The sequence below is a fragment of the Nonomuraea sp. NPDC050733 genome (assembly GCF_040654215.1).
In the GTDB taxonomy this organism is placed as follows: Bacteria; Actinomycetota; Actinomycetes; order Streptosporangiales; family Streptosporangiaceae; genus Nonomuraea.
Window position 1 is genome coordinate 23,453 of sequence record NZ_JBFAHO010000021.1, and the last position, 15,176, is coordinate 38,628.

At 74.0% G+C, this 15,176-nt stretch carries 17 protein-coding genes; 9 read left to right on the top strand and 8 right to left on the bottom strand.

Annotated elements, in window-relative coordinates; translation table 11 throughout:
• The first annotated feature begins 65 nt into the window (after nt 1–65).
• The 3 genes from AB0H64_RS27700 to AB0H64_RS27710 are packed head-to-tail and all read left to right on the top strand — an operon-like array spanning nt 66 to nt 2,728.
• Nucleotides 66–1,262, top strand: coding sequence for a cytochrome P450 (locus AB0H64_RS27700; RefSeq protein WP_357630056.1), 1,197 nt, complete (start codon nt 66–68; stop codon nt 1,260–1,262).
• 48 nt (nt 1,263–1,310) lie between these two features.
• Nucleotides 1,311–1,511, top strand: a complete 201-nt coding sequence (locus tag AB0H64_RS27705; protein WP_357630058.1) for a ferredoxin — start codon at nt 1,311–1,313, stop codon at nt 1,509–1,511.
• Nucleotides 1,508–2,728 (top strand): FAD-dependent oxidoreductase, encoded by a 1,221-nt coding sequence (locus tag AB0H64_RS27710; RefSeq protein ID WP_357630060.1) that lies wholly within the window; start codon nt 1,508–1,510, stop codon nt 2,726–2,728. The genes AB0H64_RS27705 and AB0H64_RS27710 overlap by 4 nt, the downstream gene beginning before the upstream one ends.
• 9 nt (nt 2,729–2,737) lie before the next feature.
• Here the strand turns inward: AB0H64_RS27710 and AB0H64_RS27715 are convergent, their stop codons facing one another.
• Complete coding sequence (locus tag AB0H64_RS27715) at nt 2,738–3,157, bottom strand: MarR family transcriptional regulator (protein ID WP_357630063.1); 420 nt, start codon at nt 3,155–3,157, stop codon at nt 2,738–2,740.
• 209 nt (nt 3,158–3,366) lie between these two features.
• Here AB0H64_RS27715 and AB0H64_RS27720 point away from each other — a divergent pair, with 209 nt between their 5' ends.
• The 3 genes from AB0H64_RS27720 (at nt 3,367) to AB0H64_RS27730 (ending at nt 5,591) form a co-directional block, all read left to right on the top strand.
• Nucleotides 3,367–4,017, top strand: a complete 651-nt coding sequence (locus tag AB0H64_RS27720) for a TetR family transcriptional regulator (RefSeq protein ID WP_357630066.1) — start codon at nt 3,367–3,369, stop codon at nt 4,015–4,017.
• 127 nt (nt 4,018–4,144) lie between these two features.
• A complete protein-coding gene (locus AB0H64_RS27725; protein ID WP_357630069.1) occupies nt 4,145–5,371 on the top strand; it encodes a cytochrome P450 in 1,227 nt (408 codons plus the stop codon).
• Nucleotides 5,372–5,396: 25 nt separating this feature from the next.
• A complete protein-coding gene (locus AB0H64_RS27730) occupies nt 5,397–5,591 on the top strand; it encodes a ferredoxin (RefSeq protein ID WP_357630071.1) in 195 nt (64 codons plus the stop codon).
• A gap of 4 nt (nt 5,592–5,595) precedes the next feature.
• Here the strand turns inward: AB0H64_RS27730 and pcaC are convergent, their stop codons facing one another.
• The 6 genes from pcaC to AB0H64_RS27760 form a co-directional block, all read right to left on the bottom strand.
• Nucleotides 5,596–6,801, bottom strand: coding sequence for a 4-carboxymuconolactone decarboxylase (gene pcaC / locus AB0H64_RS27735; RefSeq protein ID WP_357630074.1), 1,206 nt, complete (start codon nt 6,799–6,801; stop codon nt 5,596–5,598).
• Entirely contained in the window at nt 6,798–8,060 is a 1,263-nt protein-coding gene (gene pcaB, locus AB0H64_RS27740) for a 3-carboxy-cis,cis-muconate cycloisomerase (RefSeq protein WP_357630077.1), read from the bottom strand. The genes pcaC and pcaB overlap by 4 nt, the downstream gene beginning before the upstream one ends.
• On the bottom strand, nt 8,047–8,571 hold the full coding sequence (gene pcaG / locus AB0H64_RS27745; RefSeq protein ID WP_357630079.1) for a protocatechuate 3,4-dioxygenase subunit alpha: 525 nt from the start codon (nt 8,569–8,571) through the stop codon (nt 8,047–8,049). The genes pcaB and pcaG overlap by 14 nt, the downstream gene beginning before the upstream one ends.
• The gene (gene pcaH / locus AB0H64_RS27750; RefSeq protein WP_357630363.1) at nt 8,568–9,317 is read right to left on the bottom strand and encodes a protocatechuate 3,4-dioxygenase subunit beta; all 750 of its coding nucleotides are present in this window, start codon (nt 9,315–9,317) and stop codon (nt 8,568–8,570) included. The genes pcaG and pcaH overlap by 4 nt, the downstream gene beginning before the upstream one ends.
• A 137-nt stretch (nt 9,318–9,454) precedes the next feature.
• Nucleotides 9,455–10,084: a CoA transferase subunit B gene (locus AB0H64_RS27755; protein ID WP_357630082.1), complete on the bottom strand. Its 630-nt coding sequence runs from the start codon at nt 10,082–10,084 to the stop codon at nt 9,455–9,457.
• Nucleotides 10,081–10,833: a CoA transferase subunit A gene (locus AB0H64_RS27760; RefSeq protein ID WP_357630085.1), complete on the bottom strand. Its 753-nt coding sequence runs from the start codon at nt 10,831–10,833 to the stop codon at nt 10,081–10,083. The genes AB0H64_RS27755 and AB0H64_RS27760 overlap by 4 nt, the downstream gene beginning before the upstream one ends.
• A 207-nt stretch (nt 10,834–11,040) precedes the next feature.
• Between AB0H64_RS27760 and AB0H64_RS27765 the strand changes: the two genes are divergently transcribed.
• The 3 genes from AB0H64_RS27765 to AB0H64_RS27775 all read left to right on the top strand — a co-directional run bounded on the left by AB0H64_RS27765 (nt 11,041) and on the right by AB0H64_RS27775 (nt 14,693).
• Entirely contained in the window at nt 11,041–12,516 is a 1,476-nt protein-coding gene (locus AB0H64_RS27765) for an IclR family transcriptional regulator C-terminal domain-containing protein (RefSeq protein ID WP_357630088.1), read from the top strand.
• A 66-nt stretch (nt 12,517–12,582) separates the two neighbouring features.
• Nucleotides 12,583–14,124, top strand: a complete 1,542-nt coding sequence (locus tag AB0H64_RS27770; protein WP_357630091.1) for an FAD-dependent monooxygenase — start codon at nt 12,583–12,585, stop codon at nt 14,122–14,124.
• Complete coding sequence (locus AB0H64_RS27775) at nt 14,094–14,693, top strand: TetR/AcrR family transcriptional regulator (protein ID WP_357630094.1); 600 nt, start codon at nt 14,094–14,096, stop codon at nt 14,691–14,693. Before AB0H64_RS27770 ends, AB0H64_RS27775 begins: the two co-directional genes overlap by 31 nt.
• Before the next feature lie 29 nt (nt 14,694–14,722).
• Here the strand turns inward: AB0H64_RS27775 and AB0H64_RS27780 are convergent, their stop codons facing one another.
• Nucleotides 14,723–15,118 (bottom strand): hypothetical protein, encoded by a 396-nt coding sequence (locus AB0H64_RS27780; protein WP_357630096.1) that lies wholly within the window; start codon nt 15,116–15,118, stop codon nt 14,723–14,725.
• Between the last annotated feature and the right edge of the window lie 58 nt (nt 15,119–15,176).

A 15,176-nucleotide genomic window follows, 5' to 3' on the forward strand; every position in this document is an offset into this window, starting at 1 on the left:
TGGCGCGGCGGCATCCCATCAGCGGGCCGGTCTCCGCGACCGGTCTTGGCCATCCAGGAGGACATGTGACGGACATCCAGGACTACCCGTTCCCCGCCCCCGGCGCCCTGGAGCCGCCGGAGGAGTGGGCCGAGCTGCGCGGCCGCTGCCCCGTGGCGCCCATCCGGCTGGCCAGCGGGGACGAGGCGCTGCTGCTCACCCGGTACTCCGACGTCAAGGACCTGCTGTCGGACCCGCGCTTCACCCACCACCTCGTGGCCGACGACGCCGCCAACATCACGGCGAACGAGGGCGGAGGCGTGTTCGCCAGCGGCGGCACCACGGTCAGGGGTGAGGCGCACCGGGAGTGGCGCAAGCTGATCGGCAAGGCCTTCACCGCCAAGCGCGTCTCGGCCATGCAGCCCGGCATCGAGGCGGCGGCCCACCGCCTGGTGGACGAGATGGTCGAGCAGGGCTCGCCCGCCGACCTGGTGGCCGCGCTGGGGTTCCCGCTGCCGGTGTGGGTGATCTGCGAGCTGCTCGGGGTGCCGGACTCCGACCGTGACCGGTTCGCGCACTGGTCGGACACGCTGCTGAGCCTGACGAAGTACACCCAGGAGGAGATCGACGCCGCGCAGGCCGACTTCGCCGCGTACATGCGCGCGCACGCCGCGGCCAAGCGGGCCGAGCCGGGTGACGACCTGGTCAGCGAGCTGATCACCCTCGTCGGCGCGCTCGACGGCCGGGTCACCGAGGAGATGACGGTGATGACGGCCCAGGGACTGCTGGTCGCGGGCCATGAGACCACCGCCAACATGATCGGCAAGATGGTGGCCATGCTGCTGGCCGACCGCACCCGCTGGGAGCGGCTCGTCGCCGACCCCTCGCTCATCCGCACCGCGGTCGAGGAGTGCCTGCGCTACGACGCCAACTTCGGCTTCGGCATCCCCCGCTACATCAGCGAGGAGGTCGAGATCGGCGGCACGACCCTGCCGAAGGGCGCCACGGTCGTGTGCAGCCTGTCCTCGGCCAACCGCGACGAGAGCGCCTTCGAGGGCGCCGCGGACATGGACCTGACCCGCTCCCCCAACCCGCACCTGATCTTCGGCGCCGGCCCGTACGCGTGCCTCGGCCAGTCCCTGGCCCGCACGGAGCTGCAGACCGTCCTCAAGGTGCTGATCGATCGCCTGCCCACGCTGGAGCTGGCCGTGCCCGCCGACGTCCTGGCCCGCCGCGAGGGACTGATCGTCGGTGGCCTGGAGCAGGTGCCGGTGCGGTGGTGACCGCTCCGCCTCCTCGCGCCCACGACTGAACCGGAAGGAAGGACGAACGTGAACATCACCGTCGACACCGACAAGTGCTGCGGCGCGGGAACGTGCGCGCTGCTCGCGCCCGACGTCTTCGACCAGGGAGAGGACGACGGCATCGTGATCCTGCTGGACGCCACGCCGCCCGAGGCGCTGCACGCCGTCGTCCGCGAGGCGGCCGGCGTGTGCCCGGCCGCCGCGATCAGCGTGGAGGAGCGGTCTTGACGGTCCAGGCCGACGTGCTCGTCGTGGGCGCCTCCGCGGGCGGCCTCGCCGTCGCCGAGGCGCTGCGGCGCCACGGCCACCAGGGCCGCCTGACCGTCCTGGGCGCCGAGCGGCACCCGCCCTACGACCGGCCGCCGCTGTCCAAGCAGGTGCTCTCCGGTGCCTGGGAGCGTGAGCGGGCGCACCTGCGGACGGCGGACCAGCTCGCCGGGCTGGACGCCGAGTTCGTGCTCGGCGACCCCGCGGTCCGGTTCGACGCCGCCGCGCGCGAGGTGCTGACCGCCTCCGGCCGGACGCTGCGCGCGGAGGCCGTCGTCCTGGCCACGGGCCTGACGCCGGCCCGGCTTCCCGGCCAGGACGGGCTGGCGGGCGTGCACGTGCTGCGCACCCTGGACGACGCGCTCGCGCTGCGCGAGCACCTGCTGGCCGGTCCGCGTCTCGTCGTGGTGGGCGAGGGCGTCCTGGGCGCCGAGGTGGCCGCCACCGCGCGCGGCATGGGCCTCGACGTCACGCTCGCCGGCCTGGGCCGGGCCGTGCTCGCCGACCAGCTCGGCGAGCGGATCGGCGGGGCGCTCACGCGGCTGCACGCCGACCGGGGCGTCCGGCTGCGGCTCGGTGTCGCCGTCCGGGAGCTCACCGGCTCCGGCGGCCACGTCACGGGGGTACGGCTGGCCTCCGGCGAGCTGCTGCCCGCCGACGCGGTCGTGGTGGCGATCGGCTCACGGCCGGCGACCGGCTGGCTGGCCGGCAGCGGCCTGACGGCGGACGACGGGGTGGCCTGCGACTCCGGCTGCCGCGCGGCCTCCGGCGTCTACGCGGTGGGCGACGTCGCCTCCTGGCACCACGAGGGGCTCGGCAGACGGCTGCGGCTGGAGAACCGGACGAACGCCGTCGAGCAGGCCCAGGTCGTGGCCGCCAACATCCTCGGCGCGAACCGGTCGTACACGCCGGTCCCGTACTTCTGGACCGACCAGTACGACGTCAAGCTCCAGGCTCACGGCCTGCCCACGGCGGGCGCCGAGGTGGAGGTGGTCGAGGGCGACCCGGAGGAGGGCCGCTTCGTCGCGCTGTACCGGGAGGGCGGCACGGTCACCGGTGTGCTCGGCTGGAACATGGCCAAGGCGGCCCGCCTGCACCGCCGGCACGTGACCGACGCCATGACCGGCTCCCGGCTGGGCGCCGAGGCCGCGGCGGGCGGGGCGGTCACCGTGTCGTAGTGGCAGGGGTCAGGGGCGGGGCCAGGGCCGTCCGGCGAGGCGCTCGACGTCGGTGTTGAACCGCCTGAGGTAGGCGGCGAACGTGGCGACCTCCTCGGGCGTCCAGTTCACCAGCACCTTCTCCAGGCCGTTGATGTTCTTGGCCCGCTCGTCGTCGAGGTACTGCTCCCCGGCCCTCGTCAGGCGGAACTTGCGGGCCATCCCGCCGTCGGGATCGGGGATGCGCTCGACCAGGCCGGAGCGCAGCAGGGCCGAGGTGTGCCGGTTCAGGGTGGAGACGTCCAGGCCGAACGCGTCGCTGAGCTGCCCGATCGACATCATGCCTTCCAGCCGGACGCGGCTGAGCAGGATGTACGCCATGCGGTCGATGTGACGGTGCCGTCCGAGCAGCATGGTCTCGTACTCGATGAGGTCCGTGGGCTTGTCCATGCCAGTCCTTCTTGCCGTCAGTGCGCGCCAGCATATCTATCACACCGTATGTGCAACCTACATATTCAGTGCATACGGCACATCCTGTGCACAGCGCACATCGACTTTTAAAGCAGTCGCTTGACTTAAGCTGACTGTGCCGATTGACTGAGCTTGACCGAAATCGGTTCGGAGGGGGCGTTCGTGGGCCGAGACGACGGCGGGCCGGCGTGACCGCCCGGAGCGCGCGGGCCGTGCGGGTCGGCGAGACGCGGGAGCAGATCCTGACGGCGGCGGAGCGGCTGTTCGCCGAGCACGGCGTGTACGCCGTGTCCAACCGCCAGGTCAGCGAGGCCGCGGGGCAGGGCAACAACGCCGCGGTCGGCTACCACTTCGGCACGAAGGCCGACCTGGTGCGCGCCATCGCGCGCAAGCACGCCCAGCCGATCGAGCGCGCCCGCCGGCGGATGCTGGCCGAGATGGGCGACTCCACCGAGGTACGGGACTGGGTGGCCTGCCTGGTGCGCCCGGTCACCGACCACCTGGCCGCCCTGGGCAACCCCACCTGGTTCGCCCGGTTCGGCGCCCAGGTGATGACCGACCCGGCGCTGCGCGAGATCATGATCGACGAGTCCCTCACCTCGCCCTCGCTGCGGCAGATCATCGACGGGCTGCGCCGCCACCTGCCCGAGCTGCCGGAGGACGTGCGCGCCGAGCGCGCCGAGATGGGCGGCCAGCTCATGGTGCACATGTGCGCCGTACGGGAGCACGCCCTGGCCGAGGGCGTCCCCACCCCACGCTCCACCTGGCACGACGCCGCCACCGGACTGATCGACGCGATCACCGGTGTGTGGCTCGCCCCCGTCACGCGTGAGCCGTGACGACATGAGGTCGCACCGCCACGACCGCCCCGGGCGGGACGTGGCGACGCGTCCCTGCAAAGAGCCCCGCCCAAGGGTCCCGACCAAGGGTCCCGGCCAAGAGTCCCGACGATGAGGAGATCACGCGATGACCGACACGTTGAGCGAGGCCGGCGCCGGCCCGGCCGCCGTCCCGGAGTTCCCGATGGCCAGGGCCGCCACGTGCCCGTTCGACCCGCCGCCGGCCCTGCGGTCCCTGCAGGAGGAGGCGCCGCTGGTCAGGGTACGGCTGTGGGACGGCAGCACGCCGTGGCTGGTGACCCGCTACGCCGAGCAGCGGGCGTTGCTGGCCGACCCGCGGGTCAGCGCCGACTTCCTGCGCCCCGGCTACCCGATCTCGGCGCCCACCCCCAAGGGCGGGTTCATCAGCTTCATCCTGATGGACGACCCCGAGCACCACCGGCTGCGCCGCATGGTGCAGGCGCCGTTCACGGTCAAGCGGGTGGAGGGCATGCGCCCGGCCGTGCAGAAGATCGTGGACGACCTGATCGACGACCTGCTGGCCGGCCCTAAGCCGGTGGACCTGGTCGAGGCGTTCGCGCTGCCGGTCCCGTCGCTGGTGATCTGCGAGCTGCTCGGCGTCCCGTACGCCGGCCACGGCTTCTTCCAGGACAACAGCAAGGTCATCATCCGGCGGGACGCGAAGCCGGAGGAGCGGGCCGCGGCCGGCGGCCGGCTGGCCGCGTACCTGGACGACCTGGTGGGACGCAAGATCGCCGAGCCCGCGGACGACCTGCTGTCGCAGCTGGCCGGCCGGGTCACGGCCGGCGAGCTGAGCCGGGAGGAGGCCGCCCAGATGGGCGTGCTCCTGCTCATCGCCGGCCACGAGACCACCGCGAACATGATCGCGCTCGGCACGCTGGCCCTGCTGGAGAACCCGGACCAGCTCGCGCTCCTGCGTGACTCCGACGACCCCAAGCTGGTCGCCGGAGCCGTGGAGGAGCTGCTGCGCTACCTCAACATCACCCACAGCGGCCGCCGCCGGGTCGCCCTGGAGGACATCGAGATCGCCGGCCAGGTCATCCGCGCCGGCGAGGGCATGATCATGCCGAACGACATCGCCAACCGTGACCCCGGCACCTTCCCCGACCCCGACGACCTCGACATCCGCCGCGACGCCCGCCGCCACGTGGCGTTCGGCTTCGGCGTGCACCAGTGCCTGGGCCAGCCCCTGGCCCGCATGGAGCTCCAGGTCGTCTACAGCACCCTCTACCGGCGCATCCCCACCCTGCGCCTGGCCACGGACCTGGACAAGATCCCGTTCAAGCACGACGGCCAGGTCTACGGCGTCTACGAACTCCCCGTCACCTGGTAAACCCCACCGAGAGCAAGAGGAACCCGTGAAGATCACCATTGATCAGGACAAGTGTGTCGCCTCCGGGCAGTGCGTGACCGCCGCCATGGACGTGTTCGACCAGCGCGACGAGGACGGCATCGTGATCCTGCTCGACCCCACGCCGCCCGCCGAGCTGGCCGACGACGTCCGGCAGGCCGCGGCGGTCTGCCCCGCGCTGGCCATCCACGTGGAGGAGTGAGCCCTCAGGCCGGCGTGCCCGGGCCTTCGGACAGGACGCGCTGCGCCACGGCGAAGGCGGCGTTGGCGGCGGGCACACCGCAGTAGACGGCGGTCTGGAGCAGCACCTCGCCGATCTCGTCCGGGGTGAGGCCGTTGCGGAGGGCGGCGCGGACGTGCATGGCCAGCTCGTCGAGGTGGCCGCGGGCGACGAGCGCGGTGAGCGTGACACAGCTGCGGGTGCGGCGGTCCAGGCCCGGCCGGGTCCAGATCTCGCCCCAGGCGTAGCGGGTGATGAAGTCCTGGAAGTCCCTGGTGAAGCCGGTGGTGCCGGCGATCGCCCGGTTCACGTGCCCGTCGCCCAGCACCTCGCGCCGCACCCGCATGCCCGGCTCCGAGGGCAGGTGCGCGAGCAGCGCGGACGTGACCTTCTCCGGCTGGTCGACGTTGGCCAGGTGGGCGGCGCCCGGCACCTCCACGAGCGTGGCGCCGGTGATGCCGTCGGCCAGCTCCCTCGCGTGGGCGGGCGGCGTCGCCGGGTCGTCCCGCCCGGCCAGCACCAGCGTGGGAACGGTGATGTCTCCGAGGTCGCCCCGCAGGTCGTAGGCGGCCAGGGCGTCACAGCAGGCGGCGTACCCCTCCGGGTCCGTGGCCGCGAGGTCGTCCAGCAGCGCCCGGTCGGCGGGGCCGGCGAACCACCGCCCGGCGGTGGCCTCCAGCAGCGCCGCGGTGCCCTGCTCCCGGACCAGCCGCGCCCGCTCCCGCCAGGCCCGCGGCTCGCCGAACCGGGCGGAGGAGCAGATCATCGCCAGGGAGCGCACGCGGCCGGGGTGGCGCGCCGCCAGCGTCGCGCCGATCGCACCGCCGATCGAGACCCCCGCGTAGTGGAAGCCGCCCGTGCCGTCCGCCCCCTCCCTGCCGCCCGCGCCCGTCGTTCCGTCCGCGCTCTCCCCGTTTCCCGCTCCGGTCGTGCCGCCGGCTCCGGCCACGCCGCCCATTCCGGCCGCGTCGGCCACCTCCAGCACCTGCTCCGCGAGAGCGTCGATGGTGAGGGCGCCTCGGGGCCCCGGTGAGCCGCCGTGGCCGGGCAGGTCGAACCTGAGCACCCGGAACGTCCGGGTCAGCGCGGCGAGCTGCGGCTCCCACACGCGCGTCGACGTGCCGAGCGACGGCCCCAGCACGAGCGGCTCCCCGCCTTCGGGCCCGTCCAGCCGATAGCGCAGCGACGTCATCTCTCCTCCAGCGCCCGGTCGACGAGAGCCGCCGCGCAGCCGGGCGTGCCGTCCACGTCCAGGTTGGCGCGCATCCTGACGGGGTCCACCCGCAGGCCGCCGACCAGCTCGGCGGCGTCGCGGGCGGCACCGGCGACCAGTCGCAGCGCCTCGCGCAGCGGCTGCCACTCGGCGTGCCAGGCCCCGGCGGGCCGCTCGTCCTCGGCGGCCAGCGAGCCGTACAGGATCGCGGCGAGCGCGGGCACCTGGCGGGCGGTGGCGGCGATCATCGTGGCGCGCACCGGGTTGTGCTTGTGCGGCATGGACGACGAGCCGCCCCCGACGCCCTCCGCCACCTCGCCGATCTCGGTACGGGACAGCACCAGCACGTCGGCCGCCACCTTGCCCAGCGCTCCGGCGGTGAACGCGAGCGCCCCGGCCAGGTCGGCGACGGGGGTGCGCAGCACGTGCCACGGCAGCAGGGGCTCGGCCAGCCCGGTCTCGGCGGCGAAGGCGGCCATCAGGCCCAGTACGGCCTCACCACCCGGCGTCCCGCCGGCCCCGTGATCGGCAGCCGAGCGGGCCGGGGCGAGGGTGCCGGCCGGACCGCCGACCTGCACCGGCAGCGCCCGCCGGGCGGCGAGGAGCCGGGACCGGGCGTCCACGGCCAGCTTGCGCCAGCCCGCCGCCTTCAGCCCGAACGTGGTCGGCACCGCCTGCTGGGTGAGCGTGCGGGCGGCCATGACCGTGTCGCGGTGCTCGGCCGCCAGCCCGGACAGCCGGTCGATCACCTGGTCCAGGTGGTCCGTCACGGGGCCGAGAGCGCGGTGGGCGACGAGCATGAGGGCGGTGTCGAGAATGTCCTGGCTGGTGGCGCCCAGGTGGACGTACCCGCCGTGCGGCTCGGCGGCCGCGCGCAGGTCCTCCACCAGCGGGATGACCGGGTTGCCGCCGGAGCGGGCGCGTTCCGCCAGTCCGGCCACGTCGACGACGAGCTCCCGGGCGGCGGCGGTGACGGCGTCGGCCGCCTCCGCCGGGACCAGTCCGAGGGCCGCCTGCGCGCGGGCGAGCGCGGCCTCCGCGTCCAGCATCGCCCGCAGGACGGCGGCGTCACCGGTGGCCTCGGTCCCGCCCCGCATGGGCGACAACAGCCCGAGGTCCGCGCCCTCGACCGGCGCCCGGCCACCGCTCGTGAGCCGGTCGGCCCGCGTGCGGCCGCCGCTCGCGGACCGAGCAGCCGGCGGCCGGGCGCCGGCCGCGGGCCGGTCAGCCGAAGTCAAAGAACACCGTCTCCTTCTCGCCCTGCAGGTGGACGTCGAACCGGTAGACGTCCTCGCGCTCGCGCGTGGCCAGGAGCGTGCGCGCCCGCTCGGGCGGCAGCGTGTCGAGGAAGGGGTGCTCGGCCAGGTAGACGCGGGTGTAGAGGTGGTGCAGCAGGCCGCGCGCGAACACGCAGACGCTGATGTACCCCGTGCCGGGCACCAGGGTGCGCAGGGTCCAGTGGCCGTCGGCGTCGGTCGGCACCCGGCCGAACCCCGTGAAGTCGACGCCGTGCCTGCCGATGATCGCCCCGTTCACCGGGTCGCGGCGCAGCGTGCCCGGCGCGCCCCGCAGGTCACCGGCGGGGTCGGCCTGCCAGAACTCCAGCAGCGCGTCCGGCACCGGCGCGCCCGCGCCGTCATGGACGTACCCGTGCACGGTGATCCCGCCGGTGGCGAGGTCACCGCCGCCGGGGAACGGCAGCGCGTAGCCGTAGAAGGGACCGACCGTCTGCGAGGGGGTGGGGTTCAACGGCCTTCCTCCATCCAGGTCGCGGCGGGGCCGTCGAGGACGATGTCCCAGCGGTAGCCGAGCGACCACTCGGGCCGCGACAGTTCGTGGTCGTAGGCGGACACCAGCCGCCGCCTGGCCCGCTTGTCGGTGACGGAGTTCAGGATCGGGTCGTACGGGAAGAGCGGGTCGTTCGGGAAGTACATCTGCGTGACCAGCCGCTGGGTGAAGGCCGTGCCGAACACCGAGAAGTGGATGTGGGCCGGCCGCCAGGCGTTGACGTGGTTGCGCCAGGGGTAGGGGCCGGGCTTGATCGTGGTGAACGCGTACCGGCCCTCGTCGTCGGTGAGGCAGCGGCCGACGCCGGTGAAGTTGGGGTCGAGCGGCGCGGGATGGTCGTCGCGCTGGTGCGGGTAGCGGCCCGAGGCGTTGGCCTGCCAGATCTCGACGAGCTGGCCCCGCACCGGCCGCCCGTCCCTGTCGAGGACGCGGCCCTGCACCGTGATCCGCTCGCCCAGCGGCTCGCCCACGTGCTGCCGGGTCAGGTCGGCGTCGAGCGCAGTGACGTCCGTGACGCCGAAGACCGGGCCGGTCAGCTCCGCCGCCTCTGGGTCCTTCAGCGCCACCAGCGGCTGCTTCGGGTGGCGCAGCACGGTGCTGCGGTAGGGGGCGTAGTCCCGGTCGGGATGGTCCGCCTGCCGGCCGTCGCGGGCGGCGCGGATCTCGGCGATCTCCCTGTCGATGTCGGCCTGGGTGAGGGGTGGCATCATGAGCGGCTACCTTTCGACTACGACGGCTCGACGTGCGGCGGCCCGACGTACGGCTGCCCGACGTACGGCTGCCCGACGTACGGCTGCCCGACCACGACGGCACCGCCACGGCCGGGGGCCTCGGCGGCGGATCCTCACGCGTGGACCTCCGCGGCCGTGCGGTCGCGCAGCTCGGCCGGGGTGACGCCGGGCGCGGTCTCGACCAGTCTCAGCCCGTCGCCGGCGACGTCCAGCACGCCGAGGTCGGTGATGATCCGGTGCACGCACGCCCGGCCGGTGAGCGGCAGCGTGCACTCCTCGACGATCTTCGGCGTGCCGTCCCTGGCGGTGTGCTCCATGAGCACGATGACCCGGCGCGCGCCGTGGACCAGATCCATCGCCCCGCCCATCCCCTTGACCAGTCTGCCGGGAACCATCCAGTTCGCCAGGTCGCCGCGCGCCGACACCTGCATGCCGCCGAGCACCGCCACGTCGATGTGCCCGCCGCGGATCATCCCGAACGACAGCGCCGAGTCGAAGAACGACGCCCCCGGCCGGACGGTCACCGTCTCCTTGCCCGCGTTGATCAGGTCGGGGTCCACCTCGTGCTCGGCGGGATAGGGGCCGACACCGAGGATGCCGTTCTCCGAGTGCAGGACCACGTCCACGTCCTCGGGCAGGAACGACGGGATCCGGGTGGGCAGGCCGATGCCGAGGTTGACGTGGTCGCCGTCGCGCAGCTCCGCCGCCGCCCGCGCGACCATCTCGTCCCGGGTCCAGCTCACGGGGCGACCGTCCGCTTCTCGACGGCCTTGTCGGCGGCCTGCTCGGGCGTGAGCACCAGCAGGCGCTGGACGAACACGCCGGGCAGGTGAACCTCGTCGGCGTCCAGCTCGGTCAGCTCCTCGACCTCGGCGACGGTGACCCGCCCGGCCATCGCGGCCAGCGGGTTGAAGTTGCGGGCGGACCTGGCGAAGACCAGGTTGCCGTGCCGGTCCCCCTTGGCCGCGCGGACGAGCGCGAAGTCCGTCGTGATGCTGCGCTCCAGCACGTACGGCCGGCCGTCGAACTCGCGGGTCTCCTTGGGCGGCGAGGCGACGGCGATCGACCCGTCGGGGTTGTGGCGCAGCGGCAGGCCGCCCTCGGCGACGGGCGTGCCGACGCCGGCCGGGGTGTAGAAGGCGGGGATCCCGGCGCCGCCCGCGCGCAGCCGCTCGGCCAGGCTGCCCTGCGGGGTCAGCTCGACCTCCAGCTTCCCCGTCAGGTACTGGCGGGCGAACTCCTTGTTGTCGCCGATGTAGGAGGCGGTCACGCGGGCGATGCGCCCGGCGGCCAGCAGGACGCCCAGGCCGCCGCCGTCGACTCCGCAGTTGTTCGACACCACGGAGATGCCGCTCACCCCGGTGGCGTGGAGGGCCCGGATCAGCACGCTCGGGATGCCGCTGAGGCCGAAGCCGCCGACCGCGAACGACGCGCCGTCACGCACACCGGCCAGCGCCTCACCGGCGGTGGCGACCACCTTGTCCCTCCGCACGACGCTCCTTCCGCCCCGAAGGTGTTCGCACAGCGAACTTCAGTTCACTATTGTGTGGACGAGTATGCGGACGCCGCGACGCCACTGTCAAACCGTCCCGAGGCGGCACACCGGCCTGGGCGGGCGGGCCGGATCAGCCGTCTGGCGCGGCCCTGGTGGTACCGCCGCTGGCGGGCCGCACGTCACGAGCTGTCGGAGGAGGGGCGGATGGAGCCGGCCGGAACCCTGGAGCGCGGGCTCGCCGTCCTGCGGGCGCTGACCGCCGAGCCCGTGCGGCGGATGCGCGCGTCGGACCTGGTGCACGCGACCGGGCTGGCCAGGTCCACGATCGACCGCATCCTGGCCACGTACGCCTGCCTGGACTACGTGCGGTTCGACGGGCGCGACGTGCGGCTCGCCCCGCGCCTGATGGAGCTGGGCGAGGCGTACCTGGCCTGCGGCGGCCTGCGCGACCGGCTGGCGCCGCTCGCGGAGCGGCTGGCCGAGGAGCTGGACGAGTCGGTGTCGCTGGCCGTCCTCGACGGCGACGGGGTCCGCTTCGTCGGCCGGTTCACGCGGCGGCGCACCATGTCGGTGGTCTTCCGGGTCGGCGACCTGCTGCCCGCCGCCCGCTGCGCGGCGGGCCTCGTCCTCCTCGCTCCCGGCGCGCCGTGGGCCGAGGACGACCAGCTCGTCGAGCCGGGCCTGGTCGCGGTCGCGATGCCCGTACGGGACCCGGACGGCGCGCCGGTCTGCGCGGTGAGCGTGGTCAGCCACACCAGCAGGCACACCGCCGGGGGGCTGCGCGAGCACGCCATGCCCAGCCTGCTCAGGACGGTCACGGAGATGGAAGCGACCCTGGCCGCCCCCTGCCCCGCCCGGGGGTCCGCCCGGCCCGCCCCCGTGGACCTCCACCGACCGGCCTCCGTGAAGGCTCCCGTGGACAGCCCGGACGGCGCACTGCAGTCGCTGGCGCGTGGGCTGGCCGTGCTGGTGGCGCTCGGCTCGACGCCCGGCGGCTCCACCCTGGCCGACGTCGCCAGGGCCACGGGGCTCCCCCGTGCCACGGTGCGGCGGTCGCTGCTGACCCTGGAACGCCTCGGGTACGCGGCGGCCGGCGGCTCCCGCTTCAGGCCGCTGCCCCGGGTGATGGAGCTGGGCTACGCCCACCTGTCGGAGCTCTCGTTCGGCGAGGTCGTCCAGCCGCACCTGGCGGACCTGGTGGCACGGCTGCGCCATTCGGCCTCCGTCGCGGTGCTGTCCGGCGACGACGTCCTGTACGTGGCGCGCGTGCCGACCGTGAGCGTCATGACCGTCGACATCAGGGTCGGCACGCGCTTCCCCGCGTACGCCACCTCCATGGGCCGGGTCCTGCTCGCGGACCAGCCCGAGGAGCGGCTGGCCGCCATCGCGCTCCGGCCGCTGACCCGCCACACCGTCACCTCCCCCGCCGCGTTCGCACGGGCCGTCCGCCGGGCCGGCGAGGACGGCTACGCCCTGGTGGACCAGGAGCTTGAGGAAGGGGTCCGGTCGATCGCGGTGCCCGTACGCGGCCGGGACGGACGGGTCGTGGCGGCCGTCAACGTCGCCACCCACGCCAGCCGCGCCACGCCCGACGACCTGCTGCGCGACGTCCTGCCCGCGCTATCCGAGACCGCCGCCCGCATGGCGGCCGACCTCCGCCACCTCCCCGCCACGCCGTAGCCGACCCGGCGTCACCAGGAGCATTCGGACTGGCTATTTAATAATCGGTACCGTATCGTTTATTAAATGACCGACAGCGTACTCATCGCCGGAGCCGGCCCCACGGGGCTGGCCCTCGCCGTCCACCTGACCCTGCACGACGTCCCCGTCCGGGTCGTCGACGCCGCTTCCGGCCCCGCCGGCACCTCACGAGCGCTCGGCCTGCAACCACGCGGCGTCGAGGTCCTGGAACGGATCGGCGCGCTCGGCGACCTGCCCGGAAGGTCGCAGCGCTCGCTCCACATGTCCTACAACGAGGGCTCCCGCACCGTGCTGCGGCTCCAGGTCGGCCAAGCGGTCCTGGACCAGCCGAAACAGGCGCTGCTGGTCTCGCAGGCCGAGGTCGAGGGAGTACTGCGGCGACGGTTGGCGGAGCTGGGCGGCGACGTCGAGTGGGGCACCCGGCTGGTCGGGACCCGGCAGGACGGCGAGGGCGTCACCGTCACCCTCCGGACCGGCGACGGCACCGAGCACCGCGCCGAGGCCGGCTGGCTCGTCGGCTGCGACGGCGCGCACAGCATGACGCGCAAGCTCGCCGGGATCGCCTTTCCGGGGCGCGCCCTCATCGAACGCCTGCTGATGGTCGACGTGCGGGCCCGATGGCCCTACGACCGGAACGGCAGTACCACGTGGATGGACGCCGGCCACATGCTGTCGGTGACCGCGCTGCCGGACGACACCTGGCGGGTGTTCACCGAGCCACCGGCCGGCCTGCCCGACCGGCTGTCCGAGAGCGAGATCACCGACCGGGTGCTGAAGGAGTTCTCCCGCCGCAGCGGCGTCGGGCTGGACACGGTCGAGGAGGTGCGGTGGGCCTCGGAGTTCCGGATCCACCGCCGGCTGGCCGACGCCTATCGCCGCGGCCGGATCTTCATCGCCGGCGACGCCGCGCACATCCAGAGTCCCACCGGCGGTCAGGGGCAGAACACCGGCCTGGGCGACGCGGAGAACCTCGCCTGGAAGCTGGTGCTGGTGGCCCACGGCCGCGCCGACCGGCGGCTCCTCGACTCCTACGAGGGCGAGCGGCGTCCGCTGGCCCGCAACGTCCTGAGGGCCACCAGCACCGCGGTGGACATCATGTTGCCCGACACCAGATGGAAGCGCCTGGTCCGCGACAAGGTGGTGCTGCCGGCCGTCCGCCTGCCCGCGGTGCAGCGCCGGCTGTGGCTGGCCGCGTCCCAGCTCGGCATCGGCTATCGGGGCGGGCCGCTGGCCCCGGAGACGCATCGGTGGGCCTCCGGCCCCCGCCCGGGTGACCGGATGCCCGACGTCAGGTGCATTGACGCCGCCGGCCGCGAGGTCACCTTGCACGCGGCCGTCGGCGGGCGGTGGGTGGTGCTGGCCCCCGACCGGCACGTCGCCGACCGGCACGCCGAGGCCGCCGCGGCCCGGCTCGGCGCCGGCCTCGTCACCGCCCTCGTCCCCGTGCCCGGCGTCCCCGGCCGGGTGCACGGTCTCGACCCGCGTGACGTGGTGCTGGTCCGTCCCGACGGGCACATCGGTTGGCGTGGCCGCCCGGCACCCGACAGACTGGCGGCATGGCTCGATCAGGTGCTGTGGCCGGCGTAGAGCGCGGCCGTCCCCGTGACCCCGGCAACGACGCCGCGATCCTCGACGCGGCGCTGGACCTGCTGATCGAGCGCGGGGCCGCGGGCACCAGCATCGAGGCGGTCGCCCAGCGCGCCGGTGTCGCCAAGCTGACCGTCTACCGGCGCTGGCGCACCAAGGAGGATCTGCTGATGGCGGCCCTGGAGCACGCCCGCGACCCCGGTCTCGAAGCACCGCCCACCGACGCGCGGTCCCTGGAGGACCTGATCGGGTACGTCTCGGGGCTCCTGAGCCGGCCACGGTTCCGGGCGCTGATGGCACGGGTCATCGGCGCCTCGGTGGACTACCCGAAGCTGGTGACCGCCTACACCGAGCGCTACCTCCGGCCCCGCATCGACGCCCTGTCCGACGTCGCCCGGCGCGCCGTCGCCGACGGCCACCTCCCGCCGGACACCGATCCCGGCGTGCTCCAGGACGTCCTGGCCGGGTCGATCGGGTTCGTCCTGCTGCAGGGCGAGGAGGAGCTGAGCGCCGCGGAGATCGAGGGCCGCCTGCGCACCCTCCTCCGCCACCTCGGGTACCAGCCGTAGACATTCGCGCGCGGAAGGCGAGAGGGCGGTCAGCCGGCCGGGGCGAGGATGTCGGACACGGTGACGACGCGGATCAGCGGCTCGTACAGCCGCATCACCTCCAGGGCCCGCTGGTGGCTCGTGTCGTCCGCGCCCGCGCACGCGTCGCCGAACGTCGGGGCGTCCAGCGTCGGGCCGGCGTCGGCGGCGAGGCCGGCGAGGTCGTCCACCAGCCCGTACGCGTGGGAGCCGGGTGGTTGCAGGGCGAACGGCCAGCGTTCGTAGTAGTCCACCCAGGCACCGGCGGGCGCTTCGGGGGCGACGAACCGGGTGAACGTGACCCACGGGCCGAAGGCGCCGACCAGCTTCCTGATCGGCTCGACGATCTCGGCGAAGCGGGGGGCGAACCAGGGGCTGTCCGGCTCGCCGAAGATCTGCCATGACACCGCACCAGGCGGCGATCAGGACGCCGAGCGTGGTGAGGAACCCCGGATGCGGTTGCTG

What these genes read in the sequence shown, in the direction of transcription:
- AB0H64_RS27715 (WP_357630063.1), bottom strand. Translation starts at nt 3,157, where the DNA reads ATGGACAAGCCCACGGACCTCATCGAGTACGAGACCATGCTGCTCGGA.
- pcaC (WP_357630074.1), bottom strand. Translation starts at nt 6,801, where the DNA reads ATGACGTCGCTGCGCTATCGGCTGGACGGGCCCGAAGGCGGGGAGCCG.
- pcaH (WP_357630363.1), bottom strand. Translation starts at nt 9,317, where the DNA reads ATGCCACCCCTCACCCAGGCCGACATCGACAGGGAGATCGCCGAGATC.
- AB0H64_RS27765 (WP_357630088.1), top strand. Translation starts at nt 11,041, where the DNA reads ATGGAGCCGGCCGGAACCCTGGAGCGCGGGCTCGCCGTCCTGCGGGCG.
- AB0H64_RS27770 (WP_357630091.1), top strand. Translation starts at nt 12,583, where the DNA reads ATGACCGACAGCGTACTCATCGCCGGAGCCGGCCCCACGGGGCTGGCC.
- AB0H64_RS27725 (WP_357630069.1), top strand. Translation starts at nt 4,145, where the DNA reads ATGACCGACACGTTGAGCGAGGCCGGCGCCGGCCCGGCCGCCGTCCCG.
- AB0H64_RS27775 (WP_357630094.1), top strand. Translation starts at nt 14,094, where the DNA reads ATGGCTCGATCAGGTGCTGTGGCCGGCGTAGAGCGCGGCCGTCCCCGT.